Raw genomic sequence first — 13,155 nt, forward strand, 5'->3', positions numbered from 1 at the left:
ACAGGGGCGGAGCGCGCCAAGAGGCTGTAAAAGGCCTCATCCGAGGCACCGCACCGCAGCGGTTACGAGAAGCAGAGGAACGGCAAGCCATTATGGCGGGACAAAAGATCCGCATCCGGCTCAAGGCCTACGACCACGAGGCGATCGACGCGTCTGCGCGCAAGATCGTTGAGACCGTGACGCGCACCGGCGCTCGGGTCGTCGGGCCTGTGCCGCTGCCGACTGAGAAGAACGTGTACTGCGTCATCCGCTCGCCGCACAAGTACAAGGACTCGCGCGAGCACTTCGAGATGCGCACGCACAAGCGGTTGATCGACATCCTCGACCCGACGCCGAAGACGGTTGACGCGCTCATGCGCATCGACCTGCCGGCCAGCGTCGACGTCAACATCCAGTAAGCGTCGGGCGCGGAGAGTAACGGACCTATGTCTGACAGGCAGATGAAGGGCATCCTGGGCACCAAGCTCGGCATGACTCAGGTCTTCGACGAGAACAACCGGATTGTCCCGGTGACGGTCGTCAAGGCTGAGCCCAATGTCGTGACCCAGGTACGCACCGAAGAGAAGGACGGCTACACCGCCGTCCAGCTGGCGGCCGGCGCGATTGACCCGCGCAAGGTCAACAAGCCCGTTGCTGGGCACTTCGCCAAGGCCGGGGTCACGCCCCGTCGCCACCTGGTGGAGCTGCGCACGGCGGACGCCAGCGAGTACACGGTCGGCCAGGAGATCACCGCTGAGGTGTTCGAGGCCGGCGCTGTTGTCGACATCACCGGCACCAGCAAGGGCAAGGGCACCGCGGGTGTCATGAAGCGCCACAACTTCAAGGGCCTCGGCTCCAGCCACGGCACCCAGCGCAAGCACCGCTCGCCGGGTTCCATCGGCGGCTGTGCCACGCCTGGTCGCGTCTTCAAGGGTCTGCGCATGGCTGGCCGCATGGGCCACGAGCGTGTGACGACCCAGAACCTGAAGGTGCACAAGATCGACATTGAGAACGGGCTGCTGCTCATCAAGGGCGCGGTTCCCGGTCCCAAGGGCGGTCTGGTGTTCGTCAAGACTGCTGCGAAGGGCGGTGCCTGATGTCGACGGTTGAGATCCGCACCCCGGATGGCAAGACGGCCGGCTCTGTCGAGCTGCCTGCCTCCGTTTTCGACGCGCAGGCGAACGTCGCTCTGCTGCACCAGGTCGTCGTGGCCCAGCAGGCCGCGGCTCGCCAGGGCACGCACTCGACGAAGACCCGCGGCGAGGTTCGTGGTGGCGGCAAGAAGCCGTACCGCCAGAAGGGCACCGGTCGTGCCCGCCAGGGTTCGACGCGTGCGCCGCAGTTCGCCGGCGGTGGCATCGTCCACGGCCCGCAGCCGCGCGACTACTCGCAGCGGACGCCCAAGAAGATGAAGGCCGCCGCTCTGCGTGGCGCCCTCTCCGACCGGGCCCGCGCGAACCAGGTGCACGTCGTGTCCGGCCTGGTGGACGGGGACACCCCGTCGACCAAGACCGCGCGCAAGGTCCTGGAGGCCGTCACCCAGGCTCGTCGCGTTCTCGTGGTGCTCAACCGCACCGACGAGGTCGCGTGGGTCAGCGTGCGGAACCTTCAGCACGTGCACGTGATCGCGCCCGACCAGCTCAACACCTACGACGTGCTCGTCAACGACGACGTGGTGTTCACCAAGGACTCGCTCGACGTGTTCCTCGCCAGCAAGTCCCAGCAGGGTTCTGGCTCGGCTGAGGCCACGGCGGTCGTAGTGGACGAGGAGGGTTCCAAGTGATCCCCGACCACAGGGACATCTTGCTCGCGCCGGTCATCTCCGAGAAGTCCTACGGGCTGCTCGAGGAGAACAAGTACACCTTCTTGGTGGCGCCGGGGTCGAACAAGACCCAGATCAAGATTGCCGTGGAGAAGGTCTTCGGCGTCAAGGTCGTCAGCGTCAACACCATCAACCGCCAGGGCAAGCGCAAGCGGACCAAGAGCGGTTTCGGCAAGCGCAAGGACACGAAGCGCGCGATCGTCACGTTGTCGGCTGACAGCAAGGCGATCGAGATCTTCGGCGGCCCTGCCGCCTGATGACGAGGACTGCGTAGAGATGGGCATTCGCAAGTACAAGCCGACGACGCCTGGTCGTCGCGGTGCGAGCGTCTCCGACTTCGCCGAGATCACTCGGTCGACTCCGGAGAAGTCGCTGATCCGCCCGCTGCACAAGCTGGGTGGACGCAACGCGTCGGGCAAGATCACCACGCGTCACAAGGGCGGCGGTCACAAGCGGGCATACCGCCTGATCGACTTCCGTCGCAACGACAAGGACGGCGTGCCGGCCAAGGTCGCTCACATCGAGTACGACCCCAACCGCACCGCCCGCATCGCGCTGCTGCACTACGCGGACGGCGAGAAGCGCTACATCATCGCCCCGGAGAAGCTCAAGCAGGGTGACACGGTTGAGAACGGCCCCAAGGCCGACATCAAGCCGGGTAACAACCTGCCGCTGCGCAACATCCCGGTCGGTTCCGTGATCCACGCGATCGAGCTCCGCCCCGGTGGCGGCGCGAAGATGGCTCGCTCGGCTGGTGCCTCGGTCCAGCTCGTGGCGAAGGACGGTCCGTACGCCCAGCTGCGGTTGCCCTCGGGCGAAATCCGCAACGTGGACGTGCGCTGCCGCGCCACGCTCGGCGAGGTCGGCAACAAGGACCACCAGAACATCAACTGGGGCAAGGCCGGCCGCATGCGGTGGAAGGGCAAGAAGCCCACCGTCCGCGGTGTCGCCATGAACCCCGTTGACCACCCGCATGGTGGTGGTGAGGGTAAGACCTCCGGTGGTCGCCACCCGGTGAACCCGGCTGGTAAGCCCGAGGGTCGTACCCGCCGCCGTAAGCCAAGCGACAAGCTCATCGTCCGGCGTCGTCGCACCGGTAAGAAGCGCTGAGCAGGGAGGGAGTGAAGGATGCCTCGCAGCCTTAAGAAGGGTCCCTTCGTCGACGACCACCTGCTCAAGAAGGTGGACGTTCAGAACGAAGCGGGCAAGAAGACCGTCATCAAGACGTGGTCCCGCCGGTCCACGATCATCCCGGACATGCTCGGCCACACCATCGCGGTGCACGACGGTCGCAAGCACGTCCCGGTGTTCGTGACCGAGGCCATGGTCGGGCACAAGCTGGGCGAGTTCGCCCCGACCCGCACCTTCAAGGGCCACATCAAGGACGACCGGAAGTCTCGTCGCCGCTAGGCGTCGAACTGAGAAGAGCAAGGGAAAAGCAGCGATGAACGCCCGTAAGGACGCTGAGGCGCAGGAGTTTCCGCGCGCCGTGGCTCGGGCTCGCTACGTCCGCGACACCCCCATGAAGGTCCGTCGCGTCGTCGAGCTCATCAAGGGTCGTAACGCAAGCGAGGCCCTGGCCGTGCTCCAGTTCGCGCCCCAGGCCGCTTCTGAGCCGGTCGCGAAGGTGCTCGCCAGCGCCATGGCCAATGCCGAGAACAACATGTCCCTGGACCCCTCGACCCTCTGGGTCGCGGTGGCCTACGTGGACGAGGGTCCGACCCTCAAGCGTTTCCGCCCGCGTGCCCAGGGCCGCGCGTACCGGATCCGCAAGCGGACGAGCCACATCACCATCGAGGTGGAGTCTCGTCCCAAGAAGACCAGCGTGAAGGGAACGCGGTAGTGGGCCAGAAGATCAACCCGCACGGCTTCCGGCTGGGGATCACCACCGACTGGAAGTCCCGCTGGTACGCAGACAAGCAGTACGCCGAGTACGTGGCGGAGGACGTCAAGATCCGCCGCCTGCTCAGCAAGGGCATGGAGCGTGCCGGCATCTCCAAGGTGGAGATCGAACGGACCCGTGACCGGGTGCGCGTCGACATCCACACCGCCCGGCCGGGCATCGTCATCGGCCGTCGTGGTGCCGAGGCGGACCGCATCCGCGGTGAGCTGGAGAAGCTCACCAAGAAGCAGGTCCAGCTGAACATCCTCGAGGTCAAGAGCCCCGAGTCGGACGCGCAGCTCGTGGCACAGGGTGTCGCCGAGCAGCTGTCCAACCGCGTCGCCTTCCGGCGCGCGATGCGCAAGGCCATTCAGTCGGCCATGCGTTCGCCGCAGGTCAAGGGCATCCGCGTGCAGTGCGGCGGTCGCCTCGGCGGCGCCGAGATGTCCCGCTCGGAGCACTACCGCGACGGCCGCGTGCCGCTGCACACGCTCCGCGCCAACATCGACTACGGCTTCTTCGAGGCCCGCACCACGTTCGGCCGTATCGGCGTGAAGGTGTGGATCTACAAGGGCGACATCGTCGGTGGAATCTCGGCCAAGCGCGCGCTCGACGCGGCCCCGGCTCAGGCCGACCGCGGCGCCCCGCGCCGCGACCGTGCTGAGCGTCCGAACCGGGCCCGTCGCTCCGGTGCCAGCGGCACCACCGCGACGAGCACCGAGGCCGGCCGTGCCGCAGCTGGCGCTTCGGCGGCCAGCGAGGCTCCGGCTGCTGCAGAGAAGACGGAGAGCTGAGTAATGCTCATCCCTCGTAGGGTCAAGCACCGCAAGCAGCACCACCCCAAGCGGTCGGGCGCTGCCAAGGGCGGCACGAAGGTCACCTTCGGTGAGTACGGCATCCAGGCTCTCGAGCCGGCGTACGTCACCAACAGGCAGATCGAGTCCGCTCGTATCGCCATCACGCGCCACATCCGTCGTGGCGGCAAGGTCTGGATCAACATCTTCCCGGACCGCCCGCTGACGAAGAAGCCGGCCGAGACCCGCATGGGTTCCGGTAAGGGTTCGCCGGAGTGGTGGGTCGCGAACGTCAAGCCGGGTCGCGTCATGTTCGAGATGGCCTTCCCGAACGAGCAGGTGGCCCGCGAGGCTCTTCGCCGCGCGATCCACAAGCTCCCGATGAAGTGCCGCATCGTTACGCGTGAGGGTGGTGAGTTCTGATGGCAGCGGGTACTACCGCTTCCGAGCTGCGTGAGCTCACCGAGGAAGAGCTCGTGCTGCGTCTGAAGGAATCGAAGGAAGAGCTGTTCAACCTTCGTTTCCAGATGGCCACGGGCCAGCTCGACAACAACCGGCGTCTGCGCACGGTCCGGCACGAGATTGCCCGGATCTACACCGTGATGCGGGAGCGGGAGCTCGGGCTCTCCGTTACGCCGGATTCCACTGGTGAGGGTGCGGCATGACCGAAAGCAACGAAGTCCAGACCGAGAAGCGCAACGACCGCAAGGTCCGCGAGGGTCTCGTCGTGTCCGACAAGATGGACAAGACGATCGTCGTGGCGCTCGAGGACCGCAAGAAGCACCCGCGTTACTCCAAGATCATGCGCTCCACCACCAAGGTGAAGGTGCACGACGAGGAGAACGCGGCGGGCATCGGCGACCGCGTGCTGCTCATGGAGACCCGGCCTCTGTCGGCGACCAAGCGCTGGCGTCTCGTCGAGATCCTCGAGAAGGCCAAGTAAGTCTCATCTAGACAGACCGAGCCCGTCGGGTCGGAAATCCGGCGGGCCAGGAATGGTCAAGGAGCAAGTAAGTGATTCAACAGGAGTCGCGGCTTCGCGTCGCCGACAACACCGGTGCGAAGGAAATCCTTTGCATCCGTGTTCTCGGTGGCTCCGGCCGCCGCTACGCGGGTATCGGCGACATCATCGTCGCGACCGTCAAGGACGCGATCCCCGGTGCCGGTGTGAAGAAGGGTGACGTCGTCAAGGCCGTCATCGTCCGCACCGTCAAGGAGCGTCGCCGTCCGGATGGCTCGTACATCCGCTTCGACGAGAACGCCGCCGTGCTCATCAAGAACGACAACGAGCCCCGCGGTACCCGCATCTTCGGCCCGGTCGGCCGCGAGCTGCGCGACAAGAAGTTCATGAAGATCATCTCGCTGGCTCCGGAGGTGCTCTGACCATGAAGGTGAAGAAGGGCGACACGGTCGTCGTTATCGCCGGCAAGGACAAGGGCGCGAAGGGCAAGGTCATTCAGGCCTACCCGGAGACCAGCAAGGTCCTGGTCGAGGGCGTCAACCGGATCAAGAAGCACACCAAGATCACGCAGACCCAGCGGGGCGCGCAGTCTGGTGGCATCGTGACCCAGGAAGCTCCGATCAACGTCTCCAACGTGATGGTGGTCGACGCGGACGGCAAGCCGACCCGTGTTGGTTACCGGACGAACGACGAGGGCAAGCGGGTCCGCATTTCCCGTCGTAACGGGAAGGACATCTGATCATGACCACCGCAGAGAAGATCATCCCGCGGCTCAAGACGCGTTACCGCGCTGAGATCACCGGGGAACTGCAGAAGCAGTTCAACTTCGACAACGTGATGCAGATCCCGCGCGTTGTGAAGGTTGTCGTCAACATGGGCGTCGGCGACGCCGCCCGTGACGGCAAGCTGATCGAGGGTGCCGTCAAGGACCTCTCGATCATCACCGGCCAGCGTCCCGAGGTCCGCCGGGCCCGCAAGTCCATCGCGCAGTTCAAGCTGCGTGAAGGCATGCCGATCGGTGCGCGCGTCACGCTGCGCGGCGACCGCATGTGGGAGTTCCTCGACCGTCTGCTGACGATCGCGCTGCCCCGTATCCGCGACTTCCGCGGCCTCTCGGGCAAGCAGTTCGACGGCAACGGCAACTACACGTTCGGTCTGAACGAGCAGTCGATGTTCCACGAGATCGACCCGGACGCTATCGACCGGCCTCGCGGCATGGACATCACCGTCGTCACCACCGCCACGAACGACGAGGAGGGCCGGGCGCTGCTGAAGCAACTGGGCTTCCCGTTCAAGGAGAACTGACTCGATGGCCAAGAAGGCGTTGATCAACAAGGCCGCGAAGAAGCCGAAGTTCAAGGTCCGGGGTTACACCCGGTGCCAGCGTTGCGGCCGCCCCCACGCGGTGTTCCGCAAGTTCGGCCTCTGCCGGATCTGCCTGCGCGAGATGGCTCACCGCGGTGAGCTGCCTGGCGTCAGCAAGTCCAGCTGGTAATTCCAGATTTTCTACTTCGCTGTAGGCCCGCACACGACCGTCCTGTCCTCCCGCTCCAGTGATTCTCTCTGGAGCGGGAGGGCGGGTCTGGACCCTGAGCCGGTGAACCGCAGCGAGAAAGGTTGACCAGGTCACCATGACGATGACCGATCCCATCGCAGACATGCTCACTCGTCTGCGGAACGCGAACTCGGCTTACCACGACAAGGTCGTGATGCCGCACTCCAAGATCAAGGCGAACATCGCCGAGATCCTCAAGCGCGAGGGCTACATCGCCTCGTACCGCGACGAGGACGGCGAGGTGGCCAAGAACTTGGTCGTCGAGCTGAAGTACGGCCCGAACCGTGAGCGCAGCATCGCCGGCCTCCGCCGCGTGTCCAAGCCCGGTCTGCGCGTGTACGCGAAGTCCACTGGCCTGCCCCGAGTTCTCGGTGGCCTCGGCGTGGCGATCATTTCGACCTCTGGCGGTCTCATGACCGACCGTCAGGCCAACAAGGCAGGCGTGGGCGGAGAAGTCCTCGCCTACGTTTGGTAAGGGGGAGTAGACATGTCGCGCATCGGTAAGCAGCCGATCATTGTCCCCTCCGGGGTCGACGTGAACATCGCCGGCCAGGACGTCAGCATCAAGGGCCCCAAGGGTCTCCTGACGCTCACGCTCGCTGAGCCGATCATCGTCGAGAAGGCCGAAGACGGCACTCTCGAGGTCAAGCGCCCGAACGACGAGCGCCGGAACCGCGCGCTCCACGGCCTGTCGCGCACGCTCGTGCACAACATGGTCGTCGGCGTGACCCAGGGCTACGAAAAGAAGATGGAAATCCACGGCGTCGGTTACCGCGTCGCGCTCAAGGGCTCTGAGCTCGAGTTCGCGCTCGGTTACTCGCACCCCGTCAAGGTGGAGGCCCCCGCGGGCATCACCTTCGCGGTCGAGACCCCGACCCGGTTCTCCGTCTCGGGTATCGACAAGCAGCTGGTCGGTGAGGTCGCCGCCAACATCCGCAAGCTGCGCAAGCCCGACCCGTACAAGGGTAAGGGCGTCCGGTACTCGGGCGAGAAGATCCGTCGCAAGGTCGGAAAGACGGGTAAGTGACATGAGCGAGTCGACTGTTACGAAGCGCAAGCCGGTGGGCAAGGACATCTCCACCAGGCGTCGTGTTGCGAAGGCCCGTCGCCACTTCCGCCTCCGCAAGAAGGTCAACGGAACTGCCGAGCGTCCGCGCCTGGCCGTGCACCGTTCGTCGAAGCACATCACCGTGCAGATCATCGACGACCTCAAGGGCCACACGATCGCGTCCGCTTCCTCCATGGAGGCCGACGTCCGTGCCCTGGACGGCGACAAGAAGGCCCGTGCGGCCAAGGTCGGCCAGCTGGCCGCGGCCCGCGCCAAGGACGCCGGCGTCACGGCGGTCGTTTTCGACCGCGGTGGCAACGCGTACCACGGCCGCATCGCGGCTCTGGCCGACGCTGCTCGCGAGGCGGGGCTGGAGTTCTGACAATGATCATCACCGGAATTGAGAGGGACGCCTGATGCCAGGACGTACGCGTCGCGAAGGCGGCGGGGGCGAGCGCGGAGAGCGCCGCGACCGTCGTGACGGCGGCCGCGGCGGCGCGGCCCAGGAGAAGACCCCCCACCTCGAGCGCGTGGTTGCTATCAACCGCGTCTCCAAGGTGGTCAAGGGTGGTCGTCGGTTCAGCTTCACCGCGCTCGTCGTGGTGGGTGACGGCGACGGCATGGTCGGCGTCGGTTACGGCAAGGCCAAGGAAGTTCCCGCGGCCATCGCCAAGGGTGTCGAGGAAGCGAAGAAGAACTTCTTCCGCGTGCCTCGCATCGCCGGCACCATCCCCCACCCGATCCAGGGTGAGAAGGCCGCTGGTGTGGTCCTGCTGCGTCCGGCCTCGGCCGGTACCGGTGTCATCGCGGGTGGCGCTGTCCGCGCCGTCCTCGAGTGCGCCGGCGTGCACGACGTGCTGTCGAAGTCCCTGGGCTCCGACAACGCGATCAACATCGTGCACGCGACCGTGGCGGCCCTCAAGGGTCTGCAGCGTCCCGAAGAGGTCGCGGCCCGTCGTGGCCTGCCCCTCGAGGACGTGGCTCCCGCCGGCATGATCCGCGCTCGCGCGGGTCAGGGGGTGTGATCATGGCTCAGCTCAAGATCACCCAGGTGAAGAGCACCATCGGTACCAAGCACAACCACCGCGAGTCGATGCGCACCCTCGGGCTGCGCAAGATCCGCCAGTCGGTCGTGCGTGAGGACACCCCCCAGGTTCTCGGCCTGATCAACGCCGTGCGCCACCTGGTGGTTGTCGAGGAGGTCCAGTCGTGACCATCAAGATCCACGATCTGCGTCCCGCCCCCGGTGCCAAGACCGCCAAGACCCGCGTTGGTCGTGGTGAAGGCTCCAAGGGCAAGACCGCCGGCCGCGGTACGAAGGGCACGGGCGCTCGCAAGAACGTCTCGCCGCGCTTCGAAGGTGGCCAGATGCCGCTGCACATGCGGCTTCCGAAGCTCAAGGGCTTCAAGAACCCGTTCCGCACCGAGTACCAGGTCGTGAACGTCTCTTCGATCGCCGCCGCTTTCCCCGAGGGTGGCTCGATCGACGTTCCCGCGCTGGTGCTGGCCGGGCTGGTCCGCAAGGGCTCGCTCGTCAAGGTGCTGGGTGACGGTGACGTCAGCGTCAAGCTCGACGTCACGGCTGACAAGTTCTCCAAGACCGCTGTGGAGAAGTTGGCTGCCGCTGGTGGGTCTTCCACCGTTTCTGCCTGACGTTCTGTTGTAGGACGTGACTGAAGGGCCCTGAGGCTTCGCCTCGGGGCCCTTTGGCGTTTCTGGGCGCGGGGTTGTGCTGTGGTCGCTTTGCGGGCGGCGGGCTTGCGTTGGGCGGGTGGGTCGCGGCTTTGTCGGGTGGCTGGCTTGCGGGCGGCGGGTTCTGTTGCGTGCTTCCCCTGGGGGCTCTGCCCCCAGACCCCCGGCAATCTGATCGGGGGGTGGCGCCACGCGTGGGTTGATGGCACGCCTGTTGTGTTGGGCGGCTGCCTGTTGCGTAGATGTGTGCGTTGGCGGTGGGGTCCCGTCCCAAGTCCCACCAAGAGCGGGCCACACATGAGCAGGGGTGCGACTCGTGACGGGACCCCACCGCCGGGCCCGCGCGGTAAGGACGGCTCGCCTTCGGCATCGCGTTCGATCATCAGGCGGTTCGCTTTGCGGGTATTTCTGCGGGAACTTCGGGGCCGGTGTGAACGTTCGCGGTCGGCGTAATTGCTGCTCGTAGCACGGATTTGCGGGGGCTGCTACCCCGGATGGCCTAGTGGCGTGGTCAGAGATCAACGAGTTGGAACCTGTGATTGGCCACTGGGTACGGCCTGGTCCTGGAGGGCTGTTAGAGTCGCGGGCTGAACCCGGATGTCCTCCGGGTTGCTTGGTCGTGGCTACCTGACTCGGCCTGCCAACTACCGCATGTGCCGGTCCCTGGGGGTCGGCAACGCTCAGGAGGTTCGCGTGCTCGGCGCATTCCGCTCGGCTCTCGCGACGCCGGATCTACGCAAAAAGATCCTGTTCACTCTCGGGATCATCATTGTGTACCGGCTTGGTGCGACCATGCCCGCGCCGGGCGTGTCCTTCAAGAACGTGCGCGCGTGTGCTGAACAACTTGAAGGCCAGAACATCTACTCGCTGATCAACCTGTTCAGCGGTGGGGCCTTGCTCAACCTGTCCGTGTTCGCGCTCGGCATCATGCCGTACATCACCGCGAGCATCATCATCCAGCTGCTCACCGTGGTCATCCCGCGGTTCGAGCAGTTGAAGAAGGAAGGACAGGCTGGTCAGGGCAAGCTGACCCAGTACACGCGGTACCTGACGATCGGGCTTGCGATCCTGCAGTCGACCGGTCTCGTGGCGCTGGCGGTGCGCGGGCAGCTGTTCGGTGAGTGCGACCAGGACGTCATTCCCAACAAGGACAGCATCTTCACCCTCATCGTGCTGGTCATCACCATGACCGCCGGTACCTCGGTCATCATGTGGCTGGGTGAGCTGATCACCGAGAAGGGCATCGGCAACGGCATGTCGTTGCTGATCTTCACCGGTATCGCCGCCCGCATCCCCGCCGAGGGCAAGAACATCCTCGACAAGAGCGGCATCACCTTCGCCCTCGTGGTCGTGGCCGCTCTCGTCATCATCGCGAGCGTCATCTACGTCGAGCAGGCCCAGCGTCGCATCCCGGTGCAGTACGCCAAGCGCATGATCGGTCGCCGCATGTACGGCGGCACGTCGACGTACCTTCCCCTCAAGGTGAACCAGGCCGGCGTCATCCCGGTCATCTTCGCCTCGTCGCTGCTCTACCTGCCGGACCTGGTCGTGCGCCTCACGCAGGGCTCGTCGACCGAGACGAACTGGTTCTCGACGTTCGTCCAGACGTACCTGGTCAAGCAGTCGAGCTGGGTGCACATCGCCGCGTACTTCCTGCTGATCGTCTTCTTCACGTACTTCTACGTCGGCATCACGTTCAACCCGGACGAGCGCGCTGACGAGATGAAGAAGTTCGGTGGCTTCATCCCCGGCATCCGTCCTGGACGCCCGACCGCCGAGTACCTCAAGTTCGTGCTGGGCCGCATCACGCTTCCCGGTTCGCTCTACCTCGGCATCGTGGCGATCCTGCCGAACCTGTTCCTGGACCTGACCGGCGACGGCCAGAACCAGAACTTCCCGTTCGGCGGCACCGCGGTTCTGATCATGGTCGGTGTCGGTCTCGACACCGTGAAGCAGATCGAGAGCCAGCTCATGCAGCGCAATTACGAAGGGTTCCTCCGCTAGATGCGACTCGTTCTCGTTGGCCCGCCCGGTGCGGGCAAGGGCACCCAGGCCGAAGTTCTGAGCCGCAAGCTCGGCGTGCCGCACATCTCGACGGGCGACCTCTTCCGGTCACACATCAGCAACCAGACCGAGCTCGGGCTGGAGGTGCAGAGCATCCTCGACGAGGGCGCTCTCGTGCCGGACTCCATCACGAACGAGATGGTGCGCAAGCGCTTGGCCGAGTCCGACGCCGCGGACGGGTTCCTGCTCGACGGGTTTCCCCGCAACGTCGCCCAGGCCGACACGCTGGGCGAGTTCCTCGCTGTCGACGACCACTCGCTCGACGCGGTGCTGGAGTTCCGGGTCGACGAGGACGTCGTGGTGGAGCGGCTGCTCGCACGCGGGCGCACGGATGACAAGGAAGAAGTCATCCGGCACCGCCAGCAGGTGTACCGCAACGAGACCGCGCCGCTGCTGAGCTACTACGCGGAGAAGGTCATCTCCATCGACGCGGTCGGCGAGATCGACGAGATCAGCGAGCGGGCGCTCGCCGCGCTCGGCTCGTTGCGCGACGAGAAGTGACAGGTGGACTGCTTGACCGGCTCCGCTCCGTCATCTCAGGTAGTGAAGGCATGAGCAAGATCGAGATCAAGACCCGCGGCCAGCTGGAGGCCATGCGCGCCTCCGGCCTGGTCGTGGCGCGGGCGTTGCACAACGTCGTCGACGCGGTGAAGCCCGGGGTCTCCACGTGGGAGCTCGACGAGATCGCCGAGCAGACCATCCGCGACGCCGGCGCCATCCCGTCGTTCAAGGGCTACCACGGCTTCCCGGCGAGCATCTGCGCGTCGGTGAACGAGCAGATCGTCCACGGGATTCCGAGCAGGACGCAGGTGCTGGCCGAAGGGGATCTGGTCTCCATCGACTGCGGTGCGATCCTCGACGACTGGCACGGCGACTCGGCCGTGACGGTCGGCGTCGGCACGCTGTCTCCCGCGGACCACAAGCTGTCCGAGGCGACCAGGCTGTCGATGCTCGCGGGCATCGAGGCTGCGGTGCCCGGTGGCCGGCTCACGGACATCTCGTTCGCCATCGAGTCCTCGGCCATCGAGTCGGGGGAGCGCGACGGCATCGAGTACGGCGTCGTGGCGGACTACGGCGGCCACGGCATCGGCTCCAAGATGCACATGGAGCCGTTCCTGCCGAACTTCGGCAAGCCGGGCAAGGGTCCGCGGCTCAAGGTCGGCATGGCCATCGCGATCGAGCCGATGCTGACGCTCGGCACCGACGACTCCCAGGAGCTCGAGGACGGCTGGACCGTCATCACGCTCGACGGCACCCGTGCCGCGCACTGGGAGCACAGCGTTGCGATCACCGAGGACGGCCCCTGGGTGCTCACCGCGCCCGAGTAAGACCAAGCGCCCCAACGGTTTGGACGTAGC

General features: G+C 65.7%; 24 protein-coding genes. All 24 read left to right on the top strand.

The window, feature by feature from the left end; all coding sequences use genetic code 11:
* Nucleotides 1-92: 92 nt before the first annotated feature.
* The 24 genes from rpsJ (at nt 93) to map (ending at nt 13,125) form a co-directional block, all read left to right on the top strand.
* Nucleotides 93-398, top strand: coding sequence for a 30S ribosomal protein S10 (rpsJ, locus tag OG205_RS35975; protein ID WP_003938093.1), 306 nt, complete (start codon nt 93-95; stop codon nt 396-398).
* 27 nt (nt 399-425) lie between these two features.
* Nucleotides 426-1,076 carry a 50S ribosomal protein L3 gene (gene rplC, locus OG205_RS35980; protein ID WP_330272335.1) on the top strand — a complete coding sequence of 217 codons (651 nt, stop codon included), beginning with the start codon at nt 426-428 and terminating at the stop codon, nt 1,074-1,076.
* Nucleotides 1,076-1,762: a 50S ribosomal protein L4 gene (gene rplD / locus OG205_RS35985; RefSeq protein WP_330272336.1), complete on the top strand. Its 687-nt coding sequence runs from the start codon at nt 1,076-1,078 to the stop codon at nt 1,760-1,762. The genes rplC and rplD overlap by 1 nt, the downstream gene beginning before the upstream one ends.
* A complete protein-coding gene (gene rplW / locus OG205_RS35990; RefSeq protein WP_045309807.1) occupies nt 1,759-2,058 on the top strand; it encodes a 50S ribosomal protein L23 in 300 nt (99 codons plus the stop codon). The genes rplD and rplW overlap by 4 nt, the downstream gene beginning before the upstream one ends.
* A 19-nt stretch (nt 2,059-2,077) precedes the next feature.
* Nucleotides 2,078-2,911 carry a 50S ribosomal protein L2 gene (gene rplB, locus OG205_RS35995; protein ID WP_030478299.1) on the top strand — a complete coding sequence of 278 codons (834 nt, stop codon included), beginning with the start codon at nt 2,078-2,080 and terminating at the stop codon, nt 2,909-2,911.
* An 18-nt stretch (nt 2,912-2,929) separates the two neighbouring features.
* Entirely contained in the window at nt 2,930-3,211 is a 282-nt protein-coding gene (rpsS, locus tag OG205_RS36000) for a 30S ribosomal protein S19 (RefSeq protein ID WP_030478300.1), read from the top strand.
* 34 nt (nt 3,212-3,245) lie between these two features.
* The gene (gene rplV, locus OG205_RS36005) at nt 3,246-3,644 is read left to right on the top strand and encodes a 50S ribosomal protein L22 (protein ID WP_030478301.1); all 399 of its coding nucleotides are present in this window, start codon (nt 3,246-3,248) and stop codon (nt 3,642-3,644) included.
* Nucleotides 3,644-4,477: a 30S ribosomal protein S3 gene (gene rpsC, locus OG205_RS36010; protein WP_330272337.1), complete on the top strand. Its 834-nt coding sequence runs from the start codon at nt 3,644-3,646 to the stop codon at nt 4,475-4,477. Before rplV ends, rpsC begins: the two co-directional genes overlap by 1 nt.
* A 3-nt stretch (nt 4,478-4,480) precedes the next feature.
* The gene (gene rplP / locus OG205_RS36015) at nt 4,481-4,900 is read left to right on the top strand and encodes a 50S ribosomal protein L16 (RefSeq protein ID WP_030478303.1); all 420 of its coding nucleotides are present in this window, start codon (nt 4,481-4,483) and stop codon (nt 4,898-4,900) included.
* Nucleotides 4,900-5,142: a 50S ribosomal protein L29 gene (gene rpmC, locus OG205_RS36020; RefSeq protein WP_053733144.1), complete on the top strand. Its 243-nt coding sequence runs from the start codon at nt 4,900-4,902 to the stop codon at nt 5,140-5,142. The genes rplP and rpmC overlap by 1 nt, the downstream gene beginning before the upstream one ends.
* Complete coding sequence (gene rpsQ, locus OG205_RS36025) at nt 5,139-5,420, top strand: 30S ribosomal protein S17 (RefSeq protein ID WP_065915974.1); 282 nt, start codon at nt 5,139-5,141, stop codon at nt 5,418-5,420. The genes rpmC and rpsQ overlap by 4 nt, the downstream gene beginning before the upstream one ends.
* Before the next feature lie 71 nt (nt 5,421-5,491).
* Nucleotides 5,492-5,860: a 50S ribosomal protein L14 gene (rplN, locus tag OG205_RS36030; protein ID WP_030478306.1), complete on the top strand. Its 369-nt coding sequence runs from the start codon at nt 5,492-5,494 to the stop codon at nt 5,858-5,860.
* 2 nt (nt 5,861-5,862) lie between these two features.
* Nucleotides 5,863-6,177, top strand: a complete 315-nt coding sequence (gene rplX / locus OG205_RS36035) for a 50S ribosomal protein L24 (protein WP_330272338.1) — start codon at nt 5,863-5,865, stop codon at nt 6,175-6,177.
* A 2-nt stretch (nt 6,178-6,179) separates the two neighbouring features.
* On the top strand, nt 6,180-6,743 hold the full coding sequence (rplE, locus tag OG205_RS36040) for a 50S ribosomal protein L5 (RefSeq protein WP_330272339.1): 564 nt from the start codon (nt 6,180-6,182) through the stop codon (nt 6,741-6,743).
* 4 nt (nt 6,744-6,747) lie between these two features.
* Nucleotides 6,748-6,933, top strand: coding sequence for a type Z 30S ribosomal protein S14 (locus tag OG205_RS36045; protein WP_030473455.1), 186 nt, complete (start codon nt 6,748-6,750; stop codon nt 6,931-6,933).
* A gap of 136 nt (nt 6,934-7,069) precedes the next feature.
* A complete protein-coding gene (rpsH, locus tag OG205_RS36050) occupies nt 7,070-7,468 on the top strand; it encodes a 30S ribosomal protein S8 (RefSeq protein ID WP_030478309.1) in 399 nt (132 codons plus the stop codon).
* A gap of 12 nt (nt 7,469-7,480) precedes the next feature.
* The gene (rplF, locus tag OG205_RS36055) at nt 7,481-8,020 is read left to right on the top strand and encodes a 50S ribosomal protein L6 (RefSeq protein ID WP_045309814.1); all 540 of its coding nucleotides are present in this window, start codon (nt 7,481-7,483) and stop codon (nt 8,018-8,020) included.
* Between the two features lies 1 nt (nt 8,021).
* Nucleotides 8,022-8,423 (top strand): 50S ribosomal protein L18, encoded by a 402-nt coding sequence (rplR, locus tag OG205_RS36060; RefSeq protein WP_090015388.1) that lies wholly within the window; start codon nt 8,022-8,024, stop codon nt 8,421-8,423.
* Between the two features lie 34 nt (nt 8,424-8,457).
* Complete coding sequence (gene rpsE, locus OG205_RS36065; RefSeq protein ID WP_053733140.1) at nt 8,458-9,066, top strand: 30S ribosomal protein S5; 609 nt, start codon at nt 8,458-8,460, stop codon at nt 9,064-9,066.
* 2 nt (nt 9,067-9,068) lie between these two features.
* Nucleotides 9,069-9,254, top strand: coding sequence for a 50S ribosomal protein L30 (gene rpmD / locus OG205_RS36070; RefSeq protein WP_030478313.1), 186 nt, complete (start codon nt 9,069-9,071; stop codon nt 9,252-9,254).
* Complete coding sequence (gene rplO / locus OG205_RS36075; RefSeq protein WP_330272340.1) at nt 9,251-9,694, top strand: 50S ribosomal protein L15; 444 nt, start codon at nt 9,251-9,253, stop codon at nt 9,692-9,694. Before rpmD ends, rplO begins: the two co-directional genes overlap by 4 nt.
* Nucleotides 9,695-10,426: 732 nt before the next feature.
* Entirely contained in the window at nt 10,427-11,737 is a 1,311-nt protein-coding gene (gene secY, locus OG205_RS36080; RefSeq protein WP_330272341.1) for a preprotein translocase subunit SecY, read from the top strand.
* Nucleotides 11,738-12,298 carry an adenylate kinase gene (locus OG205_RS36085; RefSeq protein WP_330272342.1) on the top strand — a complete coding sequence of 187 codons (561 nt, stop codon included), beginning with the start codon at nt 11,738-11,740 and terminating at the stop codon, nt 12,296-12,298.
* Nucleotides 12,299-12,348: 50 nt separating this feature from the next.
* Complete coding sequence (gene map / locus OG205_RS36090; RefSeq protein ID WP_330272343.1) at nt 12,349-13,125, top strand: type I methionyl aminopeptidase; 777 nt, start codon at nt 12,349-12,351, stop codon at nt 13,123-13,125.
* Nucleotides 13,126-13,155: the final 30 nt, after the last annotated feature.

It is taken from the genome of Lentzea sp. NBC_00516 (assembly GCF_036346835.1).
GTDB lineage: Bacteria > Actinomycetota > Actinomycetes > Mycobacteriales > Pseudonocardiaceae > Lentzea > Lentzea sokolovensis.

What these genes read in the sequence shown, in the direction of transcription:
- rpsJ (WP_003938093.1), top strand. Translation starts at nt 93, where the DNA reads ATGGCGGGACAAAAGATCCGCATCCGGCTCAAGGCCTACGACCACGAG.
- rplC (WP_330272335.1), top strand. Translation starts at nt 426, where the DNA reads ATGTCTGACAGGCAGATGAAGGGCATCCTGGGCACCAAGCTCGGCATG.
- rplD (WP_330272336.1), top strand. Translation starts at nt 1,076, where the DNA reads ATGTCGACGGTTGAGATCCGCACCCCGGATGGCAAGACGGCCGGCTCT.
- rplB (WP_030478299.1), top strand. Translation starts at nt 2,078, where the DNA reads ATGGGCATTCGCAAGTACAAGCCGACGACGCCTGGTCGTCGCGGTGCG.
- rpsS (WP_030478300.1), top strand. Translation starts at nt 2,930, where the DNA reads ATGCCTCGCAGCCTTAAGAAGGGTCCCTTCGTCGACGACCACCTGCTC.
- rplV (WP_030478301.1), top strand. Translation starts at nt 3,246, where the DNA reads ATGAACGCCCGTAAGGACGCTGAGGCGCAGGAGTTTCCGCGCGCCGTG.
- rplP (WP_030478303.1), top strand. Translation starts at nt 4,481, where the DNA reads ATGCTCATCCCTCGTAGGGTCAAGCACCGCAAGCAGCACCACCCCAAG.
- rpmC (WP_053733144.1), top strand. Translation starts at nt 4,900, where the DNA reads ATGGCAGCGGGTACTACCGCTTCCGAGCTGCGTGAGCTCACCGAGGAA.
- rpsQ (WP_065915974.1), top strand. Translation starts at nt 5,139, where the DNA reads ATGACCGAAAGCAACGAAGTCCAGACCGAGAAGCGCAACGACCGCAAG.
- rplX (WP_330272338.1), top strand. Translation starts at nt 5,863, where the DNA reads ATGAAGGTGAAGAAGGGCGACACGGTCGTCGTTATCGCCGGCAAGGAC.
- rplE (WP_330272339.1), top strand. Translation starts at nt 6,180, where the DNA reads ATGACCACCGCAGAGAAGATCATCCCGCGGCTCAAGACGCGTTACCGC.
- OG205_RS36045 (WP_030473455.1), top strand. Translation starts at nt 6,748, where the DNA reads ATGGCCAAGAAGGCGTTGATCAACAAGGCCGCGAAGAAGCCGAAGTTC.
- rpsH (WP_030478309.1), top strand. Translation starts at nt 7,070, where the DNA reads ATGACGATGACCGATCCCATCGCAGACATGCTCACTCGTCTGCGGAAC.
- rplF (WP_045309814.1), top strand. Translation starts at nt 7,481, where the DNA reads ATGTCGCGCATCGGTAAGCAGCCGATCATTGTCCCCTCCGGGGTCGAC.
- rplR (WP_090015388.1), top strand. Translation starts at nt 8,022, where the DNA reads ATGAGCGAGTCGACTGTTACGAAGCGCAAGCCGGTGGGCAAGGACATC.
- rpsE (WP_053733140.1), top strand. Translation starts at nt 8,458, where the DNA reads ATGCCAGGACGTACGCGTCGCGAAGGCGGCGGGGGCGAGCGCGGAGAG.
- rpmD (WP_030478313.1), top strand. Translation starts at nt 9,069, where the DNA reads ATGGCTCAGCTCAAGATCACCCAGGTGAAGAGCACCATCGGTACCAAG.
- OG205_RS36085 (WP_330272342.1), top strand. Translation starts at nt 11,738, where the DNA reads ATGCGACTCGTTCTCGTTGGCCCGCCCGGTGCGGGCAAGGGCACCCAG.
- map (WP_330272343.1), top strand. Translation starts at nt 12,349, where the DNA reads ATGAGCAAGATCGAGATCAAGACCCGCGGCCAGCTGGAGGCCATGCGC.